Source organism: Acinetobacter sp. 1207_04, from assembly GCF_052850415.1.
This window is the reverse complement of the sequence record NZ_VXCQ01000004.1, coordinates 134,622-154,979: the sequence shown is the minus strand read 5'-3', so window position 1 is coordinate 154,979 and position 20,358 is coordinate 134,622. Positions and strand designations below refer to the sequence as shown.

At 36.1% G+C, this 20,358-nt stretch carries 23 protein-coding genes; 11 read left to right on the top strand and 12 right to left on the bottom strand.

What is annotated here, in order from left to right:
• Positions 1-171: 171 nt before the first annotated feature.
• Together uraH and FW754_RS05260 are read right to left on the bottom strand one after the other, a co-directional pair.
• A complete protein-coding gene (gene uraH / locus FW754_RS05265) occupies positions 172-570 on the bottom strand; it encodes a hydroxyisourate hydrolase (RefSeq protein ID WP_409512583.1) in 399 nt (132 codons plus the stop codon).
• Positions 571-572: 2 nt separating this feature from the next.
• Entirely contained in the window at positions 573-1,070 is a 498-nt protein-coding gene (locus FW754_RS05260) for a GlcG/HbpS family heme-binding protein (protein WP_446324050.1), read from the bottom strand.
• 102 nt (positions 1,071-1,172) lie between these two features.
• Here FW754_RS05260 and FW754_RS05255 point away from each other — a divergent pair, with 102 nt between their 5' ends.
• Both FW754_RS05255 and FW754_RS05250 read left to right on the top strand, forming a co-directional pair.
• Positions 1,173-1,847, top strand: coding sequence for a heavy metal response regulator transcription factor (locus tag FW754_RS05255; RefSeq protein WP_409512585.1), 675 nt, complete (start codon positions 1,173-1,175; stop codon positions 1,845-1,847).
• Entirely contained in the window at positions 1,847-3,220 is a 1,374-nt protein-coding gene (locus tag FW754_RS05250) for a heavy metal sensor histidine kinase (RefSeq protein ID WP_446324049.1), read from the top strand. Before FW754_RS05255 ends, FW754_RS05250 begins: the two co-directional genes overlap by 1 nt.
• 284 nt (positions 3,221-3,504) lie before the next feature.
• Here FW754_RS05250 and oxyR read toward each other — a convergent pair whose 3' ends face one another.
• The 4 genes from oxyR to rubA form a co-directional block, all read right to left on the bottom strand.
• Positions 3,505-4,410 (bottom strand): LysR family transcriptional regulator OxyR, encoded by a 906-nt coding sequence (gene oxyR, locus FW754_RS05245; RefSeq protein WP_409512587.1) that lies wholly within the window; start codon positions 4,408-4,410, stop codon positions 3,505-3,507.
• Positions 4,411-4,423: 13 nt separating this feature from the next.
• Positions 4,424-5,362 (bottom strand): alpha/beta fold hydrolase, encoded by a 939-nt coding sequence (locus FW754_RS05240; RefSeq protein ID WP_409512588.1) that lies wholly within the window; start codon positions 5,360-5,362, stop codon positions 4,424-4,426.
• A gap of 68 nt (positions 5,363-5,430) precedes the next feature.
• Positions 5,431-6,621, bottom strand: coding sequence for an NAD(P)/FAD-dependent oxidoreductase (locus tag FW754_RS05235; protein WP_409512589.1), 1,191 nt, complete (start codon positions 6,619-6,621; stop codon positions 5,431-5,433).
• Between the two features lie 70 nt (positions 6,622-6,691).
• Entirely contained in the window at positions 6,692-6,856 is a 165-nt protein-coding gene (rubA, locus tag FW754_RS05230; protein WP_409512590.1) for a rubredoxin RubA, read from the bottom strand.
• Positions 6,857-7,517: 661 nt separating this feature from the next.
• On the opposite strand from rubA, the gene FW754_RS05225 reads away from it, so the two are divergent.
• Positions 7,518-8,060, top strand: coding sequence for an adenine phosphoribosyltransferase (locus FW754_RS05225; protein WP_409512591.1), 543 nt, complete (start codon positions 7,518-7,520; stop codon positions 8,058-8,060).
• Between the two features lie 136 nt (positions 8,061-8,196).
• Here FW754_RS05225 and FW754_RS05220 read toward each other — a convergent pair whose 3' ends face one another.
• A complete protein-coding gene (locus FW754_RS05220; RefSeq protein ID WP_409512592.1) occupies positions 8,197-8,703 on the bottom strand; it encodes a YqiA/YcfP family alpha/beta fold hydrolase in 507 nt (168 codons plus the stop codon).
• Between the two features lie 173 nt (positions 8,704-8,876).
• Positions 8,877-9,605, bottom strand: coding sequence for a hypothetical protein (locus FW754_RS05215; protein WP_446324048.1), 729 nt, complete (start codon positions 9,603-9,605; stop codon positions 8,877-8,879).
• 99 nt (positions 9,606-9,704) lie between these two features.
• Between FW754_RS05215 and lysS the strand changes: the two genes are divergently transcribed.
• Together lysS and FW754_RS05205 are read left to right on the top strand one after the other, a co-directional pair.
• Positions 9,705-11,237 (top strand): lysine--tRNA ligase, encoded by a 1,533-nt coding sequence (gene lysS / locus FW754_RS05210; protein WP_446324047.1) that lies wholly within the window; start codon positions 9,705-9,707, stop codon positions 11,235-11,237.
• Between the two features lie 198 nt (positions 11,238-11,435).
• Positions 11,436-12,893 (top strand): capsule assembly Wzi family protein, encoded by a 1,458-nt coding sequence (locus FW754_RS05205; RefSeq protein ID WP_446324046.1) that lies wholly within the window; start codon positions 11,436-11,438, stop codon positions 12,891-12,893.
• Positions 12,894-13,180: 287 nt separating this feature from the next.
• On the opposite strand, the gene FW754_RS05200 is transcribed toward FW754_RS05205, so the two are convergent.
• Positions 13,181-13,624, bottom strand: a complete 444-nt coding sequence (locus FW754_RS05200) for a GNAT family N-acetyltransferase (protein WP_446324045.1) — start codon at positions 13,622-13,624, stop codon at positions 13,181-13,183.
• A gap of 151 nt (positions 13,625-13,775) precedes the next feature.
• Between FW754_RS05200 and cysD the strand changes: the two genes are divergently transcribed.
• Complete coding sequence (gene cysD / locus FW754_RS05195) at positions 13,776-14,684, top strand: sulfate adenylyltransferase subunit CysD (RefSeq protein ID WP_409512619.1); 909 nt, start codon at positions 13,776-13,778, stop codon at positions 14,682-14,684.
• Positions 14,685-14,841: 157 nt separating this feature from the next.
• Positions 14,842-16,455 (top strand): sulfate adenylyltransferase subunit CysN, encoded by a 1,614-nt coding sequence (cysN, locus tag FW754_RS05190; protein ID WP_446324044.1) that lies wholly within the window; start codon positions 14,842-14,844, stop codon positions 16,453-16,455.
• A gap of 403 nt (positions 16,456-16,858) precedes the next feature.
• Here the strand turns inward: cysN and FW754_RS05185 are convergent, their stop codons facing one another.
• On the bottom strand, positions 16,859-17,029 hold the full coding sequence (locus tag FW754_RS05185; RefSeq protein WP_419347269.1) for a hypothetical protein: 171 nt from the start codon (positions 17,027-17,029) through the stop codon (positions 16,859-16,861).
• 292 nt (positions 17,030-17,321) lie between these two features.
• On the opposite strand from FW754_RS05185, the gene FW754_RS05180 reads away from it, so the two are divergent.
• From FW754_RS05180 to FW754_RS05170, 3 genes are read left to right on the top strand one after another with little or no spacing between them, the layout of a single operon-like run.
• Positions 17,322-17,831, top strand: a complete 510-nt coding sequence (locus tag FW754_RS05180; protein ID WP_446324043.1) for a PadR family transcriptional regulator — start codon at positions 17,322-17,324, stop codon at positions 17,829-17,831.
• Between the two features lie 9 nt (positions 17,832-17,840).
• The gene (locus FW754_RS05175; RefSeq protein WP_419347271.1) at positions 17,841-18,158 is read left to right on the top strand and encodes a DUF3861 domain-containing protein; all 318 of its coding nucleotides are present in this window, start codon (positions 17,841-17,843) and stop codon (positions 18,156-18,158) included.
• Positions 18,159-18,172: 14 nt separating this feature from the next.
• A complete protein-coding gene (locus tag FW754_RS05170) occupies positions 18,173-18,433 on the top strand; it encodes a DUF2798 domain-containing protein (RefSeq protein ID WP_419347273.1) in 261 nt (86 codons plus the stop codon).
• 5 nt (positions 18,434-18,438) lie between these two features.
• On the opposite strand, the gene FW754_RS05165 is transcribed toward FW754_RS05170, so the two are convergent.
• Positions 18,439-18,783 carry a thioredoxin family protein gene (locus FW754_RS05165; protein WP_409512601.1) on the bottom strand — a complete coding sequence of 115 codons (345 nt, stop codon included), beginning with the start codon at positions 18,781-18,783 and terminating at the stop codon, positions 18,439-18,441.
• Between the two features lie 138 nt (positions 18,784-18,921).
• On the opposite strand from FW754_RS05165, the gene FW754_RS05160 reads away from it, so the two are divergent.
• On the top strand, positions 18,922-19,914 hold the full coding sequence (locus FW754_RS05160) for an NAD(P)H-quinone oxidoreductase (RefSeq protein ID WP_446324080.1): 993 nt from the start codon (positions 18,922-18,924) through the stop codon (positions 19,912-19,914).
• A gap of 63 nt (positions 19,915-19,977) precedes the next feature.
• Here FW754_RS05160 and FW754_RS05155 read toward each other — a convergent pair whose 3' ends face one another.
• Entirely contained in the window at positions 19,978-20,262 is a 285-nt protein-coding gene (locus FW754_RS05155; protein WP_446324042.1) for a hypothetical protein, read from the bottom strand.
• Positions 20,263-20,358: the final 96 nt, after the last annotated feature.

The following is a 20,358-nucleotide window of genomic DNA, read 5'->3' as shown; positions in this document are numbered from 1 at the left end:
AAAATTGAGTGGGTCAAAATAAGGTTCGTGAAATTTATTTTTGCTTATAAATTACATGAAAGCAGTTGTGAATAGCCAATAAAATTAGAAAAGCATATTCATGTATGAAAAAGTATGAACAAAATAATCATCATATTATTCATATTATTCATACTTTTTTGTCATTAACGTTTAATTGCCACGATAGGTTGAATAACCATAAGGGCTCACTAATAAAGGAATATGATAGTGCTTTACTGCACCATCTACATTAAAGATGACAGGCACTTCTGGAAAGAAACTATTTTCATTATGACTTTTAAACCAATCACCTGTTTTAAAAGTCACGCGATAAACACCTTGTTCAAGTGCTTTATGATCAGGGTATAGCGCAGTAACACGTCCATTTTCATTGGTGAATTTTTCATTGAGTTTGATCCATTGACCTTTTTTATTTTGTTCAAGTACAACAGCAACTTCAGATGATGGCAATCCAGTTTGTAAGTTAAGTACATGTACACTTAAAGGATTATCAGCGGCCATTGTATATGCACTTAATAGCATTCCTGTACCCAATACCAATGCTTTCATATTTATATCTCCTGTGAATTAAATGTCATTTTGATTGCTTGTTCGGCACATAAATCATCATTTTTAGAACCACCAGAACCCGCAATTCCAATGGCTCCGACGACTTCATTTTGATAAACAATTGGAAAACCACCGCCTAACAACAATAGTTCTGAGAAAGAAGTGAGGTTTTGTGAGTCAATATTCTGCCGAGCATTTTGGCTAAAAATAGTGGTTGGAGTTTTAGTTGAAAGTGCAGTAAATGCTTTTTTTTGTGCAGCGCTTGCATTATGTGGCCCAACACTTTCATGACGTTTGATTAAGAGAGGTTGACCACTACGATCCAATATCGCAACAGCTAAATGCTTATTTAACTGTTGACAAGATTTTTCAGCATTTATCGCTAATTTTTCTGCTGTAGCTAAATTAAGATTATACTGCTTTGAAAGTTCGAAATTTTCTGCAAAACTAGGCGCGCTAAAAAACAATCCCAGCATCAGTCCTAAAATGACTTTTTCCATACGACCCACCTCTTTGTATTGCTTTTAGTCTAAATAAGCAGTCGAAGTGCAACATGACATTTACATTACAATCTTGTCATTTTAGAAATGGATGTTCCTATCATGCGTATTCTTATTATTGAAGATGAAACAAAAATTGCAGGTTACTTGGTGCAAGGTTTAATCGAGTCTGGATATCAAGCGCAATATGTTAATCATGGTCTTGAAGGGCTAGAGCTTTTAAAAAAAAAGCGATTTGATTTGGTTATTTTAGATGTGATGCTGCCCGATATTGATGGCTGGACTGTATTACAAATATTGCGACAATTTTCTCAGGTTCCTGTGATCTTTCTGACCGCTAAAGATCAGATTATGGATCGGGTCAAAGGGTTGGAATTAGGAGCAGATGATTATCTTGCCAAACCTTTTTCATATGTCGAATTGTTGGCTCGAATTAAAAGTTTATTTCGTCGCCAACAAGTTCAAATGGGTAATATTTTAACGCTTGCAGATTTACAACTTGATTTGACTCAACACAAAGTTTTACGTGCGAATCAATTGATTGAATTGAGTAAAAAAGAATTTGATTTGTTACGTTTTTTGATGCAACACCATAATCAGATTATTTCACGTCGCCAAATTGCATCAGAAGTCTGGCGAATCAATTTTGATACAGATACGAATTTTATTGATGTCGCCATCCGACGGTTACGTCAAAAAGTAGATGACATCAGTGAACTTAAATTAATTCATACCATTCGTGGTTTAGGCTATAAACTTTCAGAAGAGATTGTTTGATGAATGTGCGTTCACTAGAGTTTCGACTTACACTCATGGTGACACTTGTCTGTACCATTATATTGTGCTTGGTTGGTATTTTAACTTATTTAGGAATCGACCGTATCTTGATTCGTGAACAGGATCAGGCTCTAGCCTCGCGTATAGAACGTTTGGAAATATTACTTCAAGATAGCGAAAATATTCAACAAATCGTTCAGAAACCTAAGATTTATCAAAATATGTTAGGAAACCAAGATAATCTATTTATCTTAATTCATGACAAAGAAAAATTAATTAATATCAATCCATTAGATATCAATATTCCCGATTTGACCGCTGATCAAAAAATCCATTTTCTTGACCTGCATCAAGGTGAATTATCGACTCGCATCGCTTGGAAAAATTTTGAAATTTCAGGACAATCCTATCAATTAATTGCAGGGAAACAATGGTCTGAACGTCTTGGTATTTTATATTCTTTTCGCAATGACCTGATTTTTTATTTTGGTATAGGCATCGGAATAATATGTTTACTTTGTTGGTTTGTTTGCCGTTTCGGGTTAACGGGTCTACGTGAACTAACTCATCAAACTCAGGCTATAGATATTCAATCTTTACAACAGAGGATTGTGATTCGGCATAAAAGCAGTGACATTATGCAACTGAGCCATGCGATTAATCATATGTTGCAACGTATTGAAAGTGGTTATCTGGAGCTTAATCGTTTTTCAGAGAATATTGCACATGAATTTCGAACACCTTTGAATAACGTGATGGGACAAACTGAAATTTTACTTTCAGAGCCTCGTACATCTGCTCAATATCAAGAATTACTGATTTCACATTTAGATGAATATCAACGTTTAAAGCGCATGATCGACAGCATGTTATTTCTAGCGAGAGCAGAGCAACAGCAAGTTAGACTAGATTTTCAGTCTATCGAAATTCAAGAATTTATTGAAAATATTTTGAGTTTTTATGAACTTCTAGCGAGTGAAAAGCGTATACAGATCATGTCAGAAGTTGAAAATTTAATTGTTAAAACGGATCCTGATTTATTACAACGTGCAATCTCTAATCTAGTTGAAAATGCAGTTTTACATGGCTCAGAAGGTGGCATCATTCATCTGTATACAAAATACGTTACATATAAAAACCGAGAAATGATTAAGCTTTCTGTGCTTAGTCGAGATGTATTTATTGAAAATCAGCATTTACCTTATATTTTTGAACGCTTTTATCAGTGCCAGTCATCTCGTCATTTACAAGGGCGTTCTGGTGGTTTGGGTTTGTCGATTGTGGCTTCAATTATGAAATTACAAGAGGGTGATTATCATGTTGAAAATACAGAACGTGGGGTTTGTTTTTCTCTTTATATACCCATTCATTGATCTAATTTTGATTAATCTAGAGGATAGTTTTTCTTTTTTAAATGACTAAAGGTTCAAAACTTTGTCGGAAATAATAAAATCTAAAATGTGGAATTATAGAAAATATTTTTAGATTGTTATAAATTGACCAAGCAATTGCTTAGATCAAGAATTGAATAATTATATACAAGATGACTGTAAAAATTGCTTACTAATAGAATTACATAAAAATTTATATCTAAGAAAAACAATACAATAAAAAACCCCAATATTAAATTGGGGTTTTAAAATAATACAATACGGACTTAATGCAAATCAGAGGTAATTTTTTGCAAAATTTGTAAAAGAACATCAAACTCATTTTGTAATGGCGTACTTTTACGCGTAACTAAAGCCAATACACGAGAAGGCGCATTTTCGATCTGTTTAATGACAATCTGTTCATTGCTTTTCAGCATATGTGCATGAATTGCGATTTCAGGCAGTAAGGTAAAACCAAGATTGGCACTAACCATTTCAACCAATGTCGGTAAAGAACTCGCTTTTAGGCGATGATCATTTTTACGTTCACTAATTGGGCAAACACTTAAAGTATGGTCACGTAAACAATGACCTTCTTCCAATAACATTAAATGTGTTAAATCGAGGTCATCTAGCTTTCTTGCATTGGCAGCATTTTGATCATTTTTATTGTAAACCAAAAATAAACTTTCTTTTGCAACTTCAGCAACTTTTAGACCACGTGTATCGAAAGGTAGAGCGAGCATGATCATGTCCAAATTACCATGTTCAAGCTTTTCTACAATTTTATCACTTTGCGCTTCATGCAAATGTAACTGAATTTTGGGCAGTTGCTTATGCACTTCATCTAATAATTTAGACAAAATAAAAGGCGCAATAGTCGGAATAATACCAAGATGTAGATCACCCGTAAGCGGCTCACTCATCTCACGGCTTAATCGCATTAAGTCCTGAGCATCGGCAAGAAGGACACGGGCGCGGGCGACAACTTGTTCACCCAACGGAGTTAAACGTACGTTTTGACGATCGCGTTCAACAAGTACGCCACCCAATAAACGTTCAAGCTCCATAATCCCGCCTGAAAGCGTAGATTGAGTGACGAACGAACGGCGCGCTGCTTCAGTAAAGTGCAACGTCTCAGACAATGTCACCAAATATGACAGCTGTCTTAGGGATGGTAATGCAGCCATAGTGTCCTAATATTTACGATTTAAAATGATGAGCAAATAATCCACTAAGTTGAGGAATAAAGTGCGGAGGGATATCATGCCCCATTCCTTCAATTAATTCAAACTTAGCACCTGATATTGCCTTGGCAACAGCCTTACCATGACTCGGTGGAAGTAGACGATCTTTTGATCCATGAACCACCAAAGTCGGTTTTTGAATCTGTTTATCCAATGGTAATAATGAACCTGTACATAATATTGCTAAAAACTGTTGAAGTACACCCGCTGGATGATAACTTCGTTGATATAACTTACGAGCGGTCTGTAAAGCTTCCAATTGATTTAAATATCCAGGAGAACCAATCGTTTTAAAAACTTTTAACGAATGATTAATAATACCTTGTTCATCACGCGATTCAGGTTTACCAATGAGTGTAAATAATTGCTTTGGAAAGGGTGGTGGCAGTAAAGGCTGATTATTACTGGTGAATATTAACCCTAATTTTCCAATTTTTTCAGGATATTTTGCTGCAAGAATTTGTGCGATCATACCACCCATGGAAGCCCCAATAATATGGGGTTGATCTAAACCTAAGCGATCAATAAGTAGTGCAACATCATCTGCCATATCATAAAGATTATAAGGCGCGCCATTATTAGGTAAGCCTATGGCAAAACGCCCCATCAGTTTTAAATGATTCAAACGAGGGCCTTTGTGGCGAATTTTAGAAGATAGACCAATATCACGGTTATCAAAGCGAATTACACGATAGCCTTGATCAATAAGAGATTTACAGAAAAAATCGGGCCAAAATAACATTTGTGCACCTAAGCCCATAATCAACAAAATGGCTGGATCAGTTTCTTTTCCGCCTATTTCAACATGCAATTGCACACCATTACCCAAGTCAATCGAAGTTTCTTGCATAAAAGGTGTGTAAGGAGAGATTTGGAACTGAAGTGCACTATTCATTATTATTTTTCCTAGATAGTGAAAGAGGTCTGTATCTTTTATATGGATACAGACCTTTAAAAATCAATTTAAACTGTAGCAGGAATCAGGTCAGGAACGAGTTTAGTCAAAGCTAAGCGTTGTTTGCCTGCAGTTGCACCGAGCAAGACAAAACCTCTGAGTGTACCTGTTGAATCAATGGCTTTTGACAACATACCATCTTCAAACTCTTCATTTTCCCAATTGACTTCAACACCCACAGGCACAGGAAGCACAGTTAGTGGAGCAGCAGGTGTTTTAACAGCAACGGGCATAGCTGGATAGTGGACATTCGTATTTTGACCATCAAGTGTTTTTGCAAGTGCACGTGCTTGTTGCATCAGAGGCATCACATAAGGCAACAATGTACCATTAATTTCTGCACAGTCACCGATTGCATAAATATCCGGTTGATTGGTTTCCATTAGGGTATTTGCAATGATCCCACGGCTTGTTTCAATATTCGCCGTTTTTGCTAAGGCAATATTCGGCTGTAAACCAATCGCAGAAAGTACGACATCTGCAACCAACGATTGACCATTGGCGAGTACAACTTGGTAGCCAATATCAATTTTACTGATTTTTTCAACCGTTGTGCCGAGTGCGAACTGAATGCCTGATTCTTGTAAATTGTGTTGGAAGGCTTGTGCAACATGTGCTGGCAAAAGTCGACCTAAAGGCTGTGGCGCTAAATCAATCACCGTGACTTTGTGACCTGTATTTTGTAGATCATTGGCAAATTCACAACCAATTAGACCTGCACCTAAAATGACTACACGTTTTTCACCTGATTCAGCAGTAGAGCACTGATTCAGTGAGTCGCGAAATGCACGGTAATCAATCAATGAATTTACGACATGAATGTCATCACTACCATCACCTGCAATGGCTAAACGGACAGGATTTGCACCCACAGCAAGAATAAGTTTGGAGTAACCTTGGGTTGTGGTTTGACCTGCTTGATCTAGGGTTAATTCATGTTTATCAGCATCAATCGATTTAACCCATGTATCGTTTTCAATGCGAATATTGAGTTGTGTACGCATTTTTGTCGCATCGGCAAGACCAATTTGATCAGGTGCTTTGTTACCGACTAAAGCATTGGAAAGCGTCGGTTTTGCATAATTCACCGCATCGTCAGCACTGATCATAACCAATTCTTGTGTTGGATTTAATTTGCGGAATTCCCGTGCTAGGGTATAACCGGCCATTCCTGAGCCAATAATGACGATTGGTTGCATATTTTTCTCCGCTTTTTACTTATTCAAATAACATAAAAAAAGACCATGCAGCATGGTCTTTGTCTTGTAATCAGATTTCGACCATTTCGAAGTCTGCTTTAGACACGCCACAGTCAGGGCAAGTCCAATCATCAGGAATATCTTCCCATTTTGTGCCAGCAGTAATACCATCCAATGGCCAACCTTCTGCTTCGTCATAAATCCAACCACAAACGATGCATTGATACTTCTTCATTTAACTCTCCAAAAAAACCAACAGCTCATCAGCTAGACTCTTGGTTTTTATATGACCTTTATAATATGCTCAGACTTCTTATTTTGTATTGCTACATTCTTTATTATTACCGTAAATAAAGGCGATAAAGAATTTCAATCAGAAGTCTATTGAAATGTTGCTCTAAGTTTACATATTCAATTCAATTGAATTTTTACGCAGTTTCAATATGAAAGTAAAGTAATTAAAGGGAGTTTACCGTACTAATCTGAAAGCTGAATGGCAGAGTAGGACAAAAGCAGGGGCGTTTTGGCAAATATATGATTATTTTGTCTAACAATTTATATCGTCGTATTTTATTTAATCAACCGAATTGTTAAATAATCAATTGTTTATAAATGTGAGGATGAGTTTTAATGCATTTTTCATATTCAAAGATAATGACATAAAATGAAAATCTTTAGACTATTGTCTAGCATGATTTTTGTATGTAATGAGGTATAATTAATTCAGAATATTATATACCCAATATTTCATATAAAAATGATGTAAATAAAATCAATTAGTTATGTTTTTTCATTGACTCTTTTATTGCTATTAAAAAACCCTTGAGCTGTTAAATTGTATAAAAATGCGTTAAAATTCACCTATTCCTTATTATACTATTCTCCCTATTATGAACATGTCTACTGCTTTGTGGTCACACATTCGTACTGTCCAAAATTTTCCAAAACCAGGTATTTGTTTCTATGATTTAACGCCATTGTTTATGAATAAACTTGAAGCGTTAACAGATGCACTTATTGCCAGTATTCCTGTAGATCAACTTGAGCAATTAGACAGTTTTGTAGCAGTAGAAGCACGTGGCTTTGTATTGGCGAGCTTACTTGCACAACGTACAGGCAAAGGTTTATTGTTGGTGCGTAAAGCAGGTAAATTACCACCTCCAGTTGTGGGTGTCGGTTATAGCCTCGAATATGGTTTAGATCGTTTAGAAATGTCGGCTGACATTGCGGCGCAAAAAGTGATTATTGTTGATGATGTCTTGGCAACGGGTGGCACACTACGAGCTGTAAAACAGTTGATGGATAAATGTCATCACACCGTATTGGGTGCAAGTATTTTTCTTGATTTACCTACACTGCATGGTGATTTAGGTATGACGATTTGGTCTGTATTAGATGAAAGTTCAAAACCTGTCATCAAAGAAGTTGAAGTTGCATAAGCAATATACTTCAAACGTATAGATTGTTGTTCTTGATAAATAAAAAAACCTGCCTATTGCAGGTTTTTTTATGCGTGAAAATTACAATAATTTAAGATTGATGTATAAAAAGTAATGATCAATCAAATCGAAAAAATTAGGACTGAAGAAAGGTTTTCTGCATATATTCGATTAATGCATTCAAATTTTCAGGTTGCGCCAAACGATGATGACCACCTTCAATACTTTTAATTTGCATGAAGGGCTCAAGCTGCTCTGATACTTCATACATATTTAGAACTTCATCGCCAAGTTCAATATAAGCAGTTTGTGGGATATCGTGCTCAAGATCATGTTCATCTATAGGGCAGTAATCATCTCTAAAGTTAGGCGAAAGGCTAGGGTTGGCAATGATTGCAGGCATTCGATGTAGAGAGGAAAGTTTTAGCGCCCAATAACCGCCTAGACTGTGACCGACTAAAAGATCAGGCTTAATAGTTGCAATAGCGTCATTATAAAATTTTTCGACCGTTGCATAATTCAAATTGCGATAATCAACATCTATGCAAAACTTTTTGGTAGCATGAATGGCATGAAATTTAGTTGATTCTCGAGAAGAATCAAGTCCATGTAAAAATAAAATTCTTAAATTACTTTGATTCATTGTTATCGCTTTCATACTGTCTTTTATACAAAGATAGATTTGAATTGAAACGTTATATTTCAATTAACTTTCTGGTTCTGTTCATTGTACGTATTAGCCATAATATGAAAAGTTAGCTTTTGGTCTAAGATGATTAAACGACTGTATGATTTTATACTGATTGAGATGAATATTTATTCCGAATTACATTGAATAATCAGCGGTTGATCAATCGTAAACGGTATAGGAATACCATATTGATTGTAGGGATAGAAGCGTGCTTTTTTGAATTGTGATGTCATTAAATGAATGGTTTCTTGATCTAAAGTTGGATTGTATTTGACGGTATAAATTTGCCCTTCAGAATCTACAGACAAATTGGCATTGAAGATAAGTTGATGATTTTGATCAGGTCGTATTTTTAATCCCTTTTGTTGTCGTGTTTCATTATTACAGAGGTTTTGCAGTTCATCATTCATGGCTTTGAAACCCGGTTTAATGTTGTACTGAAATCCTCTTGGGAATTTGATTACTAAGATGTATTTGCCATAATAAAAATCGGTTTTAAGTAGGTTTTTTTCATCAGTATTTAAATTGGATTTACTCGAAAGGCTATCAATTTTAGGTAGTTGAGAAATTTTGATTTGACGAGCAATATTTAAGGCTCGAGTATTTAAAAGACTGAGTTGGGCATGAGGATTTAATAATTTGACTTGAATTTGTTGATTGAGCTGTGGGCTTAATTCAAGTTGCCAAACGTAATTTTGTGTATTCAAGTTAGTGGATTCGATACGAGTCGGCAGATCTTTACGTGCTGTGTTTAATACTTGAATAGGTGAAGCAATCGTTACACTGCATTTAATCATCCCGATCAAAATCAGCAACATGGTCTTGTGTATGCTTGAATGCAATTGCTTATCCATTTTTTATTTTTGTAGGCTCATTGAATTATAGTCATACGCATTATGTTGTAAATCTGCTATGCTATGCAACTTCCGTTTTTAATTACAATCGAGGCAGAGATGACGCAACAAAACGCTCAATCGACTTCTGAACCAACTATTTCCGAGAACGATTTAATAGCACAGCGTCATGCCAAGCTTAAACAAATACAAGACAAGGCTCAAGAAACTGGAACGAGTCCTTGGCCAAATACCTTTAAACGTGAACATTACGCACAAGATTTGCAAGATCAATTTGCAGAAATGTCTAAAGAAGATATCGAAGCAGGTGAGAAAGTTTATGTGTCTGTTGCTGGTCGTGTAATGTTGAATCGTGGATCATTCATAGTAATTCAAGACATGACAGGTCGTATTCAGTTATATGTTGCACGTAAAGAACTTGAACCTGATGTTTTAGAGACAATAAAAAGCTTAGACCTTGGTGATATTGTTGCAGCTAAAGGTTATATCGGTCGTTCTGGTAAAGGTGATCTTTATGTTCATATCGAACATTTTGAACTTTTAACTAAATCACTTCGTCCACTTCCAGATAAATTCCATGGTTTAACAGATACTGAAGCTAAATACCGTAAGCGTTATTTAGATTTAATCGTGAATGAAGAAACACGTAAAACTTTTGAAATTCGTGCAAAAGTCGTGTCAGGTATTCGTGCGTATTTAACCAATGAACGCTTCATGGAAGTTGAAACGCCAATGATGCATGTGATTCCTGGTGGTGCATCTGCACGTCCATTTGAAACACATCATAATGCGTTGGATATGCCATTGTTCTTACGTATTGCACCTGAACTTTATTTAAAACGTTTGGTTGTAGGTGGTTTTGAACGTGTATTCGAAATTAACCGTAACTTCCGTAACGAAGGTGTATCAACGCGTCACAATCCTGAATTCACCATGATTGAATTCTATCAAGCCTATGCAGATTACAAAGACTTGATGGAATTGACTGAAAAGATGCTTGAAAAATTAGCCATCGACATTTTAGGTTCAACTGATGTTCCTTATGGCGAAGAGGTGTATAACTTCAAAGGTCCATACAAAAAAATCTCAATGTTCGATGCGATTCTTGAGAATAATCCACAGTTCACACCTGAAAATGTCGGTGATCGTGAATTCCTTGCAAACTTCGTTAAAAATGAATTGAAAGAACAAGTTAAACCAGGTTTTGGTTTAGGTAAACTTCAAACGATTGTATTTGAAGAAACCGTTGAAACTAAACTTCGTCAACCAACTTTCATTACTGAATATCCTGCGGAAACTTCTCCACTTGCACGTCGTAATGATGATAATCCACATATTACCGATCGTTTTGAATTCTTTATTGGCGGTCGAGAGCTGGCGAATGGCTTCTCAGAGTTGAACGACCCAATCGATCAAGCAGAACGTTTCCAGGCACAGGTTTCAGAGAAAGATGCAGGTGATGATGAAGCAATGCATTATGATGCTGAATTTGTTGAAGCATTAGAATACGGTTTACCTCCTACAGCAGGTCAGGGTATTGGTATTGACCGTTTGGTGATGTTATTCGCCAATGCACCAAGTATCCGTGATGTGATTTTGTTCCCACATATGCGTATTAAACAAAGTAACTAATTTTTTTAAATAAGTTGTTGTTTAAAAATAAAAAAGCCACTGATTTTAGTGGTTTTTTATTTCAATTTTTAGCCTTAATTATTTGTTGAGAGACCTAGATTTAAATACATATGATAGATAAACACACAGATTTACCATTGAATAAAGTGACTAAAATCTTTATGGTGGGGCGGAGAAAATAAACTTGAGAAATAACACATGTATTTAAGAAAAGCGCTCTATGCTGCAGTTTTAACGACGATGAGTCTGCCTATTTTTGCACAAGGTTTAGTGCTGAACAATGAAGATATTCGTACTGACTTAAATTGGTTAAATCAGCAAGGCGTGATTCAGATCAGTACATCGACATGGCCAATGAGTGGTAATGAAATTCAGCGCGCGCTTTCTCAAGCTAAAATTTCCAATAATGCACAACAAAAAGTAATTGATTCAATTCAAAATGCGTTGAAAGCGGAGAATCAAACTGCAAAATTAGGATTATTCGCAGAAACGGATCAAAAAAATATTCCACAAGCCTTTGGGGATAGTACTAAAGCTCAATATGTTGGATCACTTGAATTAAATGCTGGTGGCGAAAATTGGGATGGTAAATTACGTATTAATGCAGAAAAAGATCCACAAATTGACAATGGTCAAGACATCAATGTTGAGGGTTCTTATATCGCAGGAAAATTATGGAACCAATGGTTGATTGCAGGACAAATGCCGACTTACTGGGGCCCAGGTCATGATGGTAGTTTAATTCGTGGTGATGCGAGTCGTCCTGTTTATGGTTTTACTGCGCAACGTGCGGAACAAAAAGCATTTGATACAAAATGGTTGTCTTGGGTTGGTCCTTGGCAGTATCAAGCATTTGCGGGTCAACTTGATGATTACGAAGCAATTCCTGATGCGAAAATATTAGGCTTTCGTTTAACAGCTCAGCCACTTCCGTATTTGGAATTAGGGGCATCTCGTATTCTACAGTGGGGTGGAGAAGGTCGCCCTGAAAGTTGGGATTCGCTTTGGAATGCAATAAAAGGTAATGATAATTTTAATGATGGTGATGATGATAAATCGAACCAAATTGCAGGATTTGATGGGCGTTTAAATTTACAGCCTTTACTTGATGTACCTGTAAGCCTATATGGGCAGTATGTCGGTGAAGATGAAGCTGGATTATTACCATCGAAGAAAATGTACTTAGCTGGCGCTGATTTTTCATCAAGTTATAAAAACATGCCGTATCAGCTTTATGCCGAGTGGGCAGATACACGTACTAATGGCGATGCAAAAGGGATTTCATATAGTCACTATATTTATCAAGATGGTTATTACCAACACGGCTTTCCGCTCGGACATGCAATGGGCGGTGATGGTGAAATGATTTCGGTGGGTGGTGATATTCGTTTTGATGTAATGAATCGCTTAAGTGGTCGTGTGATGTATGCCAAAGTGAATCAATCTGCAGCTCATTTTGGTGATGATCAAATTAATAAAGCGTTTCCTGAAGATGATAAAATTAAAGCACTTGATTTAACATGGACACATTATTTGAAGCCGACTTTACCATTGAAAATCAATGGTTGGGTGAGTGATTCAGATCGTCAAGGTAATGATGCTGGGGCATCTATTGGAATTGAAATTCCACTTGATCGTGATATTTTTGGTTTCTAAGTAGTGACTGTTTGAAATACTCATTATAAAAGTCCATATCAATATATTACATATGGACTTTTATATAATGAATGATTAATTAAACTATAGAAATACCTGATTTCAGGTATAGCACTGTTATTTTTAGAACGTTATTCTATAAGTGCTTATCCATCATGACCTTGATGAATAAGTTATTCCTACTTTAAAGCATGAAAGATGAGGTTGTGCTTTTATGTATTTTAAGGCTTATTCATATTGGATAAGCCTTTTTTTAATAAAATTGCATAACTTCAACAATACGAATTTTAGAGTGTCTGTTTATACTGAATAAATCCTGTTTGACTCGCAACTTGATCATAAAGATATTGTGCGGCGATATTCGATTTTTGTGTTAGCCAATAGATACGATCAAATTTTTCAGCACATACTGTATAACTATGTTCAATCAGTTTACGAGCAAATCCTTGATTTCTAAAATTTTCATCAATATATAAATCTTGTAAATAACAATACGGTTTTTCTGTCCACATACTCATGTGTGAAATTAAATGTACAAAACCCATCATTTTTCCTTCATGAATCAGCGCATAACCAAACATATCTGCTTGCTCTGAATTTGTGATTCTCTTCAAAGATAATCTTATTTGTTGTTCTGTCATTTCTGATTTATAAAAGTTTAAATAACCTTGCCAAAGAGGAAGCCATTGCTCAAACTTTATCAGTTCTAATGAAAGGATATTGGTCATCATTTTATTGCGTTCTCGTGATTTATATATGATGTTTTTTTATATCAATATAAAAAAACAAGCAATAGAAAGGGGTTGTAAATCACTATAATGAATATAAATTTTAATATGTGTAATAAGTACACGTTTTTGTGAGTTGGTGCTGTCAATGTCTATATCTGAGGAAAGACTTACTCATCTCAAGCAACTTGAAGCTGAGAGTATTCATATTATCCGTGAAGTTGCTGCTGAGTTTGAAAACCCAGTCATGCTTTATTCAATCGGGAAAGACTCAGCAGTAATGCTGCATCTTGCATTAAAAGCATTTTATCCTGCAAAACTTCCTTTCCCACTGTTGCATGTCGACACAGGTTGGAAGTTTAAGGAAATGATTAAGTTCCGCGATAATATGGCAAAAGAGCATGGTTTTGACCTAATTGTTCATCAGAATAAAGAAGGCAAAGATGCAGATGTAAATCCATTCGATTACGGTAGTTCAAAATATACTGACATTATGAAAACCCAAGGCTTAAAGCAAGCTTTGGATAAATATCAGTTTGATGCGGCTTTTGGTGGCGCACGCCGTGATGAAGAAAAATCACGTGCTAAAGAACGTGTTTATTCGTTCCGTGATTCTAAACATCGTTGGGATCCGAAAAACCAACGTCCTGAACTTTGGAATCTTTATAATGGTAAAGTGAACAAAGGCGAAAGTATTCGTGTATTCCCATTGTCAAACTGGACTGAATTAGACATTTGGCAATATATTTATCAAGAAAGTATTCCTTTAGTGCCTTTATATTTGGCTGCTGAGCGTCCAGTTGTTGAGCGTGATGGTACGCTCATTATGGTCGATGATGAACGTATGCGCTTGAAAGAAGGTGAAGTTCCACAAATGAAATCGGTACGTTTCCGTACTTTAGGCTGTTACCCATTGACTGGCGCAGTTGAATCTAAAGCGGATACCTTGCCTGAAATTATCCAAGAAATGCTTTTGGCAACAAGCTCAGAGCGTCAAGGTCGTATGATTGACCATGATGAAGCGGGCTCGATGGAAAAGAAAAAGCAAGAAGGTTATTTCTAAATTAATTTTTAATCTCCCCCCATGCGCAGCAGTGCTACTCATCTTTTAAAAGAGGGTGAATCCTGAAAAGAAAGAGTGGAAAGTCCCTCTTTCTCAAAGAGGGATATAGGGAGATTAAAAAAACCGATTTCTAAAGAATATTGTGGAGCTTTGAGCAATGTCTCATCAATCAGAATTGATTAGCCAAGATATCTTGGCATATTTAAAACAGCACGAAAATAAAGACTTATTGCGCTTTCTAACTTGCGGTAATGTGGATGATGGTAAATCAACTTTAATCGGTCGTTTACTTTACGATTCAAAATTGATTTATGAAGATCAGTTACAAGCCGTAACTCGTGATTCGAAAAAAGTCGGTACAACAGGTGATGCACCTGACTTGGCGTTACTTGTAGACGGTCTACAAGCTGAACGTGAGCAAGGGATTACCATTGATGTCGCTTATCGTTATTTCTCGACTGAAAAACGTAAGTTCATCATTGCGGATACTCCAGGGCATGAGCAATATACGCGTAACATGGCGACTGGTGCGTCTACTGCGGATCTTGCGATTATTTTGATCGATGCTCGTTATGGTGTTCAAACACAAACGCGTCGTCATACTTATATTGCGAGCCTTTTAGGGATTCGTAATATTGTAGTTGCGATCAATAAGATGGACTTGGTTGAATTCTCTGAAACTCGCTTCAACGAAATTCAAGCAGAGTACAATGATTTCGTCAATCAATTGGGTGATCGCAAACCTGCCAATATTATCTTCACGCCAATTTCTGCATTGAATGGTGATAATGTGGTGAATCCATCAGTGAATACGCCGTGGTATAACGGTAAAACACTGATGAATACTTTGGAAACAGTCGAAATCAGCCGTGACACAAGCGCACATGAATTCCGCTTTCCTGTGCAGTATGTGAATCGTCCGAACCTCGACTTCCGTGGTTTCTGCGGTACGATTGCTTTAGGTTCTGTGAAAGTTGGCGATGAAATCGTGACTTTGCCATCAGGCAAAAAATCAACAGTTAAAGAGATTGTGACTTTTGATGGCAATTTAGAACATGCTATTGCAGGTCAAGCAGTGACGTTGACCTTGAATGATGAGATCGACGTTTCTCGTGGTAATGTTTTGGTGAAAGCTGGAGAGCAACCACTCATTTCACGTTCGGCTCGTGCAACTGTGGTATGGATGGCAGATCAACCTTTAGTGGTGGGTAAGTTATTTAACGTTAAGTTTGGTACGCAAACTATTCCTGCCAAAGTATCTAAAATCAATTTCCGTACCAATGTGAATACTTTGGAAAAAATGGAAGTTGATCAATTAGATTTAAATGCTATTGCTGATATTGATATTGAGTTTGATGTACCTATGGTCTTTGACCGTTATAACGACAGTCGTTATACAGGCTCATTTATTTTCATTGACCGTTTAAGCAATGTAACGGTGGGTGCAGGTATGGTTGAGTCTGCAATCGAATGGTCAGCGCATGATGAACCTGTCACAGCAGAAGCGCGTGCAGCTCGTTTGGGTCAGAAACCTGCTGTTGTGGCTGTAACAGCTAAAGCACTTGAAAATGCGCAAGCACTTGAGAGTTTGCTTATTCAGCAAGGTGTAGTTGCAATTGCTAAAGTTGGCTTAACAGCAGAACAAGTGGCATTACTTCGTCAAACAGGTATTGTTGTGATCACTGATTTGGAGCAAGGTGCAGATGTAACATTAACTCAGGAAGCTGTTGAAGAACTAGCTGAGAAAATTGTGGAAACTGTTCGACTGTAATAGATGAATTCATGTGAAAAGCCCACGTCAGTGGGCTTTTTTATGACAATACAATAGGTGAATGCATTGAATTAGATGATTCAATTATATTGAAAAAGTATATTGCTATGCGCGTGAATAGACTCAGAATAAAGCAAAAAAGAATCAAGCCTTTAAATAGTAATCTTGATATGAATAAAAAATGCTGTTTGTAGTCATTATATAAGTAGAGTTTTTAAAAAATGAAAATACAAGCGACTGTGAGAGTTGATCATTATTTTTAGAATATTTAATGTCGTAAGTGGAGTAGCCAAATGACTCCGCGGCTTATGCTTATTATGGCGACGAAAATAGCCTGAAAATCAAAGAATACCAAAAAGCTCCATCCAGATGCACCATTTACTTTTGATGCTTAGAATTCGACCTAATTAATATAAAAATAAGCCAGAACTTGAAATATAACGATAGCTTTGAAAGCATAATCCCAAGGGAACTGTAAAAACCACGCCCAAGCGATAATTGCCAATGTGCTTAAGCCTGTGAAAAATGCAATTTCAAGTCGATTTTGCCATGTCATCGAAAGATGGTTAAACATAATGCTGCACCTCAAATTTTGCAGCTGAGATGGTTTAATTTTTATCTCAATAAAATTGTATTTTCAAATCGATCATAATCTTTTAACAGTTTAAAATATATCGTTTTTTGATAGATATTGTTTAATCTATTTTTGCTGTATTACATGAAGCTAAAAATAAAGAATCTATACTTTTAGTAAGGAATAGGAAGGCACTGTAGTTGTGGTGTTGTGATTTAAAAATTATAAGGTTGAAATTTTATTACTTCACGTATAAGATATATCTTAATAGGTCTTATGGTATATCTTAATGATGTCAAATTCAGAAGATTTTATTGATATCGAAAGTAGTAAAAAGCCACGCAAACGCCTGTTTGAAGCAGGGCATATGAAGCTTTTGGTATTACATCTGATTGCGCAAACCCCTCAGTTTAGTTATGACATTATTAAAGAAATTGGCAATATTGTGGGTGGTGGTTATAGCCCAAGTACAGGTACGATTTATCCAACGTTAAATTATCTTGAAGAACAACAGTTTATTCAGTCAGATATAACGTTAGATGATCGTAAACAATATCGTATAACAGATGCAGGAATGGTGCATTTACAACAGCAAATTGAAACGGTTGAAAAAATAATGAATCGTTTTGATACTCGCAAACAGATTCAAAACAACCAACAATATTTAGAGATTAAACGTGCGATGGAGCATCTTAAAGCCTCGCTACGCCTCAAAATTCAACACTGCGAACTGAGTGTTGACCAAGTCCAAGATATTGCCGATAAGATAGATCAAGCCGCTGTTGAAATTAGTCGTTTATAGGAGCAGAACATGAAACAACATCAATATGAAGTAACTGTAAAACATATTGCCGATGCGCAAGGTCAGCCTTCAAGCTACAGCGAGGTCTTACAGTTTCAAGCCTATAATCATGATGATTTATTTAAAATTTTGGAAAAATTGGCTAAAGCTAACTTACTTGATGATGAAAAAACTAAAGCATTTACCGTGGGATTGAAACTATTTGGTGAAACTTTATTGGAAAATAAAGACATTCCGTTATTTAAAGAATTTTTGCCACAGTTTGCACACTTTATGAAAGCTTTAAAGCAAACCGTTAAAACTCAAAATCAAGATGAAATGAATTAAAAAATAGGTCTTATATGTCAAATCATTTTCCAAAATTTCACCCTAAACACTTGGCTTGGTTAATGCCATTAATTTTATCAGCCATCATGAGTGGCACTATTTCATGTTTTAACATGTGGATGAATTTAGGCTTTATTGATGGGTTTTTATCAACTTGGTTACATGCATGGGGCATATCATGGCTTCTCGCATTTCCACTGATTTTAGTGATGTTACCTTTGGTACGTAAATTTTTGATGCAGTTTGTGTATGCACCCAGTCATTTGGAAAAATAAGTGATTTAATCTTCAATATGAGCGAATGTTCGGCTTAAAATATTTTGCATTTCTAGCACATTTTTAACGCCTACAATACGCTGAATAATTTTTCCTTGGTAAAAAATTAAGGTTGATGGGAGTCTGTAGACGTTATAGCGTAAAGTGAGAATGGGGGATTGGTCGATATTCACTTTCCCAAATTTAATGTTGATTTGTGTACTTTGAAAATACGTAGCCGTTTGTTCAAAAAATGGAAAATTTTGTACACAGGGTGCACACCAATCTGCGTAAAAACGAATCACAGCAAAGCCATCATGCCATTCAAAGTCACTATAATTATTTTCTGTATATTGGATAATATAATGCATTAGACCATCACTATTCATTTGCTAAATAAAAACAAATTATACATAAGTCCACTGTTATTCATTCTTGAGCAACTTTATGTTCAAATACATAAAATTTGAAAAGTAATGAATTAAACAGGAAGAATGATGTTAAACCAAATGATCGCAACAAGTATGCAACAGGTGATTATTACTGAACCAGGCGGTGTGGAAAAATTGGCTTATGAAACAGTCAGTATTCCTGAAGTAAACGCAGACGAGGTTTTAGTCAAAGTACATGCATTTGGAATTAATCGCCCTGACATTTTGCAACGTCAAGGTTTATATCCTATGCCAAAAGGCGTAACGCCAGTTCCTGGGCTTGAAGTTGCAGGGGAAATTGTTGCTGTTGGTGATACAGTTACGCAGTTTAAAGTGGGTGATCAAGTTTGCGGTTTAACCAATGGTGGTGGTTACGCAGAATATTGTGTTGTACCTGAAAGCCAAACATTGACGATTCCACAAGGCGTCAGTTTTGTGCAAGCAGCGGCAATTCCAGAAACATTCTTTACTGTTTGGGCAAATGTATTTCAAATGGGTAAAGCCAAAACTGGGGAAACTCTACTTGTCCATGGTGGTACAAGCGGGATTGGTACGACGGCATTGATGCTTGCAAAATCATTGGGTTTAAAATCATTTGCAACGGTTGGTTCTAATGAAAAAGTTGAAGCTATTAGCCATTTAACGGATGCAATTAATTATAAAACGCAAAATTTTGAACAAGTTATTAATGAAAAAACTGAAAATGGCGGTGTCGATATCATTTTAGATATGGTAGGTGCGCCATATTTAGAACAAAATTTAAACTTGCTACGCCGTGATGGACGTTTAGTTTATATTGCATTTTTAGGTGGTGCAAAAGCTAAAGATGTGAAACTCGGTCAGATTATGATGAAACGTTTGACTGTTACAGGCTCAACTATGCGTGCGCGTACTACAGCCGAAAAAGCTGAAATTGCTCAAGGTTTACAAACACAAGTTGCACCACTTTGGGCAAAAGGTGAATGTCTGCCAATGATTTATCAAACCTTTAAATTTGATCAAATTCAAGCGGCTCATGCATGTATGGATACAGGCGAGCATATTGGTAAAGTTGTGGTTGAAGTGCTTTAACATGATGTATTGATTTTGCTCAATGTATACCTTTTCCTAAGGGAGAAGGTATAACACAATCATTTAATCAAAAAATTTAGTCAGTAAAATTCGTATAGGCCAACTGAACAAACGCCACCAAGTAATGAGTGGATACGTAAACCAATGGTCATACCACAGTGTTTCATTAAAACGGTTACGTCTTTTTTGTTCATAAGCAGCGGGTGTAATCATGACAGCAAGGATAAGTAAAACCGCCGCTAAAATAAGTAAAAATGGGAGATTATTTTTTGTAAAATAGAAATAAATCAAATAAATGCTCGAATAGAAACAAGTGCAAGCAAGAATTGCAGAAATAGAAAAAGGCATAGAAATGATCTATCTTTATAAGATTATTATGCTAAACATTGTGCCAAAAACTGCTGATCATTTCATCTTTTCATTTAACTCAGCTTTCTGCGTGAA